The following is a 4,998-nucleotide window of genomic DNA, read 5'->3' as shown; positions in this document are numbered from 1 at the left end:
TCATCAGGCCGATGTTGCCTTCCTGGATCAGGTCGAGGAACTGCAGGCCGCGGTTCGTGTACTTCTTGGCGATCGAGATCACGAGGCGCAGGTTGGCCTCGACCATTTCCTTCTTGGCACGGCGGGCCTTGGCCTCGCCGATGGACATCGTGCGGTTGATGTCCTTGATCTCGTTGACCGACAGGCCGGCCTCGTTCTGGATGCCGAGCAGGCGCTCCTGCGCCGAGCGCACGGTGTCGCGGTGCGGCTTCAGGGCTTCGGAGAACTTCTTGCCGGCGGCGATCTGCGTGTCGATCCAGTCGGGGTTGGTCTCGTGCTCCGGGAAGCTGGTGATGAACAGCTTGCGGTCCATCTTGGCGTGGCCGACGCAGGCGTCCATGACGATCTTTTCCTCGGCACGGATGCGATCGACCAGCGCGCGCAGGTTCTCGACCAGCATCTCCAGCACCTTCGGCACCAGCTTCAGTTCCATGAAGCGATCCGACATCTGCTGGCGCATCGCCAGGGTGTCGGGGTGCCGGGCGCCGACGCCGGCGATGCTGGCGGTCACGGTTTCGAGCAGGCTCGCGAGTTCGGCAAAGCGCCGTGCGGCTTCTTCCGGATCAGGCCCGGTGTCGGCAGCCTCGGTGGTCTCGCCGTCCTCGTCCTCGGATTCCTCGACGGCGGCCTCGGCCTCGACGGCGGGCAGCGCGGCTTCGGTATCTTCGGGCAGCTCGGCCGGGGCCGGTTCCTCCAGACCGACGAAGCCGGCGATGACATCGGCCAGCCGCGCCTCGCCGGATTGCACCAGCGAGTATTCCTTCAGCAGCTCGGCGATGGTCTCCGGGTAGCTCGCGAGCGCCGCGAGCACCTGGTTCATGCCTTCCTCGATGCGCTTGGCGATCTGGATCTCGCCCTCGCGCGTCAGCAGCTCGACCGTGCCCATCTCGCGCATGTACATGCGCACCGGGTCGGTGGTGCGGCCGAACTCGCTGTCGACGGCGGCGAGCGCGGCCGCGGCTTCCTCGGCGGCGTCCTCGTCATCGGTGGCGACCGGGGATTCGGCGAGCAGCAGGGTGTCGGTGTCCGGCGCGAACTCATGGACCTCGATGCCCATGTCGTTGATCATCGCGATGATGTCTTCGATCTGTTCGGGATCGACGATGTCTTCCGGCAGGTGATCGTTGATCTCGGCATAGGTCAGGAAGCCCTGTTCCTTGCCGCGGGCGATCAACTTCTTCAACTGCGACTGCTGCTGTTCGCTCATGACTGCTCTTGCACCCGAATGCAGGCCCGATACCCGTTGAGGCGAATCGCGCACAATATCATAAGTCCATCACAAATTCCTGACCCCGCTCGGAATTCACGGTTCCTGCGGGGGGCTGCCGGCGTTTCCGGCCGGGACGCTGCGCAGCCAGTCGAGTTCTTCGGCCTCCAGCCGTTCGCCGCGCGCCAGCCGGTCCATCAGCTGCCGGCGCCGGTCGCCGAGCGCGCGGATGCGTGCGAGCGTGTCGCGAAATTCCTGCTGCCAGTCGAACTCGTTGGCCGGCACCTCCGGTGCCCAGGCCAGCAGGCGCTCCAGCGGCCGCTGCCGGGCGGTTCCACGATAGCGTTCGACTGCGGCACCTGCCGGTAGATGCGGGCTGTCCCTGAAGATATCAATCAGTTCAAGCAAGAGATCGACGCCGGGTGCATCGATCCGTGCATAGCTCGATCGCTCGCCGGCCTCGGCGGCCAGCGCGGGCTCGGCGAGCAGCAGCGCGATGGCGTGGCGCACCGGGCTCTTGCGGTAATCGACCTTGCGCCGGAACTCGCCGACGCCGGCCGGGGCCTGCTGCAGGCGCGTGTGCCGGCGCAGCACCGAGCCGCGATCGAGCGCCTGCACCAGCAGGTCGCGCGCCGGCGAATCCGGCATGCGTTCGAGCAGCGGTTTTGCCAGTTCCATCAGCCGCGCCGCGCCTTCGTCGGTGTTCAGGTTGACCTGCGCGCGCAGCCGTTCGGCGAGGTAGTCGGTCAGCGGCAGCGCGCCATCGAGCCGGGCGGCGAAGGCTTCGGCGCCTTCCTGCTGCACCAGCGAATCCGGGTCCTCGCCATCGGGCAGGAACAGGAAGCCGATGCGCCGGCCGTCGCGCACCTGCGGCAGCACGTTCTCCAGCGCGCGCCAGGCGGCCTCGCGTCCGGCGCGGTCGCCGTCGAAGCAGAAGACGATGTCGTGCGTGATGCGGAAAAGCTTCTCGGCGTGCTCGGCCGTGGTCGAGGTGCCGAGTGTCGCGACCGCGCAGCGCAGGCCGTGCTGCGCGAGCATGACCACGTCCATGTAGCCCTCGACCACCACCAGCCGGCCGATCTGGCGCGCGGCCATGCGCGCCTCGTACAGGCCGTAGAGTTCGCGGCCCTTGTGGAACACCGGCGTTTCCGGCGAATTCAGGTACTTCGGCTGGCCGTCGCCGAGCACGCGACCGCCGAAGGCGATCGTGCGTCCACGCCGGTCGCGGATCGGGAACATCACGCGCCCGCGGAAGCGATCGACCAGCGTGCCGCCGTCGCGCTCGGCGACCAGGCCGGCGGCGAGCAGCAGCTTGCGCGTCGCGCCCTCGGCAAGCAGCGCCTGCAGCAGCGCGTCGCGCTCCGGCGGCGCGTAGCCGATGCCGAACTCGGCGGCGAGCGCGCCGGCGAGGCCGCGGCCGCGCAGGTATTCGATCGGCCGGGCCCGCTCCGGGTGATGGCGCAGCTGCTGGCGGAACCACTGATCGGCGCGCGCGAGCCAGTGCAGGATTTCGGCGTACTGATCCTGCTGGCCGGCCGCTGCGCTGCCGCCCTCGCGCGGCACCTCGATTCCGGCGCTGCGCGCGAGTTCCTCGACCGCTTCCGGGAAGGCCAGATGCTCGTAGTCCATCAGGAAGCCAATGGCGTTGCCGTGGGCGCCGCAGCCGAAGCAGTGGAAGAACTGCTTGGACGGACTCACGTAGAACGACGGCGACTTCTCGTTGTGGAACGGGCAGCACGCGGCGAATTCGCGTCCCTGCTTCTTCAGCGGCACGCGCGCGCCGATGACCTCGACGAGGTCGGTGCGGGCGAGCAGCTGGTCGATGAAGCCCTGCGGGATGCGACCGGACATGCGGTGATTCCAGGCGGCGCGGTTGCAGCGAGACTAGCGCGTGAATGGCCGCGAAAACGCGAGAACCCGGCGCCGGGCCGGGTTCTCGGGGCCATCGGGCACGGGCGGGATCAGCCGCCGAGCCGGGTCCTGATGCGGGCGCTGACCTCGGACATGTCCGCCCGGCCCTGCGCCTGCGCCTTGATGGCGGCCATGACCTTGCCCATGTCGCGCACGCCGGCCGCGCCGGTGGCGGTGATGGTCGCGTCGATCAGCGCATCGAGTTCGGCGGGACTCAGCGCGGCCGGCAGGTAGGTCTGGATGATGGCGGCCTCGGCGGCCTCCTTTTCAGCCAGATCGGTGCGGCCGGCGCTCTCGAACTGCGCGATCGACTCGCGCCGCTGCTTGAGCATCTTGTCGAGGACGGCGAGGACCTGCGTGTCGTCGAGCTCGATGCGCTCGTCGACCTCGCGCTGCTTCAGCGCGGCGAGGATCAGGCGGATCGTCGCGAGACGGTCCTTGTCCTTCGCGCGCATCGCGTCCTTCATGTCCTCGGTGAGGCGGGCTTTCAGCGACATGCGGCGGGGGTGTCCGGAGCGGAATCAGTACAGGCGGGTGCGACGGGCGACTTCGCGCGCGAGCTTCTTCTGGTGGCGCTTGACCGCGGCCGCCTGCTTGCGCTTGCGTTCCTGGGTGGGCTTCTCGTAGAACTCGCGGGCACGGATCTCGGCAAGGATGCCGGCCTTCTCGCACGCGCGCTTGAAGCGGCGCAGGGCGATGTCGAACGGCTCGTTTTCCTTCACTTTCACGACGGGCATTAAGGAGTTACCTCGATAGGCAGCGGGCTGGGCCGGTAACGGCGAGCGCGCGAGTCTAAGCCTTTGTCCGGACCATTGCAAAAGCGGCTTGCGTCGTGCCGGCGCCCGCCCGGACAATCCCGCGATGATCGTGCTCGGCATCGAAACCTCCTGCGACGAGACCGGCGTCGCGCTCTACGACGGCGCGCGCGGTCTGCGCGCGCACGCGCTCTACAGCCAGGTGGCGCTGCACGCCGAATATGGCGGGGTGGTGCCGGAGCTCGCCTCGCGTGATCACATGCGCAAGCTCGTGCCGCTGCTCGACGAGGCCTTCGCCGCCGCCGGGCTCGAACGCGGCGCGGTCGAAGGCATCGCCTATACCGCCGGCCCCGGGCTGATCGGCGCGCTGATGGTCGGGGCGAGCTTCGCGCGTGCGCTGGCCGCGGCCTGGCAGGTGCCGGCGCTCGGCGTGCATCACATGGAAGGCCATCTGCTCGCGCCGATGCTCGAAGCCGATCCGCCGGCCTTCCCGTTCCTCGCGCTGCTCGTCTCCGGCGGCCACACGCTGCTGGTCGCCGTGGCCGGCGTCGGGCGCTACCGCATCCTCGGCGAATCGATCGATGACGCCGCCGGCGAGGCCTTCGACAAGACCGCCAAGCTGCTCGGCCTGCCGTATCCGGGCGGACCGGCGCTGGCGCGGCTGGCCGGACGCGGCGATCCGGCGCGCTTCACGTTCCCGCGGCCGATGACCGACCGGCCGGGGCTGGATTTCAGCTTCAGCGGCCTGAAGACCCACGCGCTGAACACGCTCGCCAGCCTCTCCGGCAGCGAGGAGGACCGGGCCGATGTCGCCCGTGCCTTCGAGGATGCCGTCGTCGACACGCTGTTCCTGAAGTGCCGGCGGGCGCTGCGCGAGACCGGCCTGAAGCGGCTGGTGGTGGCCGGCGGCGTCGGTGCCAACGAGCGCCTGCGCGAGCAGCTCGCCGCGCTGATGCAGGCGCGCGGCGGCCGGGCCTATTACCCGCGCCCGGCCTTCTGCACCGACAACGGCGCGATGATTGCCTATGCCGGTCACTGCCGGCTCGCGGCCGGCGAGCGCGAGGACGGCCCGATCCGCGCCGTGCC

General features: G+C 69.4%; 5 protein-coding genes. 1 reads left to right on the top strand and 4 read right to left on the bottom strand.

Annotated features, from left to right (window positions below; all coding sequences use genetic code 11):
* The 4 genes from PKE44_RS14945 to rpsU all read right to left on the bottom strand — a co-directional run.
* On the bottom strand, positions 1–1,246 hold a 1,246-nt coding region (locus PKE44_RS14945), incomplete at its 3' end, for an RNA polymerase sigma factor region1.1 domain-containing protein (RefSeq protein ID WP_324552588.1).
* 96 nt (positions 1,247–1,342) lie between these two features.
* Positions 1,343–3,097: a DNA primase gene (gene dnaG, locus PKE44_RS14940; RefSeq protein ID WP_324552586.1), complete on the bottom strand. Its 1,755-nt coding sequence runs from the start codon at positions 3,095–3,097 to the stop codon at positions 1,343–1,345.
* 110 nt (positions 3,098–3,207) lie between these two features.
* Complete coding sequence (locus tag PKE44_RS14935; protein WP_324552584.1) at positions 3,208–3,654, bottom strand: GatB/YqeY domain-containing protein; 447 nt, start codon at positions 3,652–3,654, stop codon at positions 3,208–3,210.
* Between the two features lie 24 nt (positions 3,655–3,678).
* On the bottom strand, positions 3,679–3,894 hold the full coding sequence (rpsU, locus tag PKE44_RS14930) for a 30S ribosomal protein S21 (RefSeq protein ID WP_324552582.1): 216 nt from the start codon (positions 3,892–3,894) through the stop codon (positions 3,679–3,681).
* A gap of 124 nt (positions 3,895–4,018) precedes the next feature.
* On the opposite strand from rpsU, the gene tsaD reads away from it, so the two are divergent.
* A partial coding sequence (tsaD, locus tag PKE44_RS14925; RefSeq protein ID WP_324552580.1) for a tRNA (adenosine(37)-N6)-threonylcarbamoyltransferase complex transferase subunit TsaD occupies positions 4,019–4,998 on the top strand: 980 nt, incomplete at its 3' end.

Source organism: Plasticicumulans sp. (genome assembly GCF_035331805.1).
GTDB lineage: Bacteria > Pseudomonadota > Gammaproteobacteria > Competibacterales > Competibacteraceae > Plasticicumulans.
The sequence above is the reverse complement of the archived record's forward strand: the minus strand, read 5'-3'. Positions and strand labels throughout refer to the sequence as shown.